Here is a 633-nt window from a genome sequence, read left to right as displayed (position 1 = left end):
GGTTGTCAACGTCATCTGCTTCGGTGCGGACCGGTTGTTGGTGCTCGTGTAGTCGATCGAACCGACCGCATCTGGGTCGGGAATCTCCGAACCAGGGATGCGGGTTGGGCCGAAGTCTTCGACCACGTAGCTGAACACTTCCGTCGGATCGAACGGCGTCTGTTCGTTGTAGTCCACGTTCGGCAAGTACTCGCCGCCAGTGAACGCACCCGAGGCGTCGAAGTTGAACGTGATCACACCGGTTGCCAGCGTGATCGGTACACCGTTGTTGTTGTCCTTATCGACAGGTACCGGCACGCCGTCCGAATTCGTCACCGTGAACAGCACGACGCGAAGCCCTTGCTCTTCTTCGTCGTATTCTACACCGCCTAGTGACGAGTCGTAATCCACGTCGTCGGTGAAGTCGCTCTGCTCAGTAAGCTCTGTCGGAACGGTCGCGTCACCGAGGAAGTCTTCCGGCATCAGCGGCAAGCGAGCCACTGCGTTCGTCGAGTCGCCGGTTCCGTTGGCGTACTCTTCCACTTCCATTACTTCCAGCGAACGATCAAACGTGACAGGGGCATCGTTCACGGGCGTGATGTTGACCGTCACCGTCCGCGTCACGCTGCGGAAGTCATCCTGCATCGAGCCACT

At 58.8% G+C, this 633-nt stretch carries 1 pseudogene; it reads right to left on the bottom strand.

The annotated features are described in order from the left end of the window. Positions 1–633: pseudogene (locus tag RSSM_RS25455) on the bottom strand (tandem-95 repeat protein); the annotation flags it as partial.

Origin of the sequence: Aporhodopirellula sallentina SM41 (assembly GCF_000346505.1) — a bacterium.
GTDB lineage: Bacteria > Planctomycetota > Planctomycetia > Pirellulales > Pirellulaceae > Rhodopirellula > Rhodopirellula sallentina.
The sequence above is the reverse complement of the archived record's forward strand: the minus strand, read 5'-3'. Positions and strand labels throughout refer to the sequence as shown.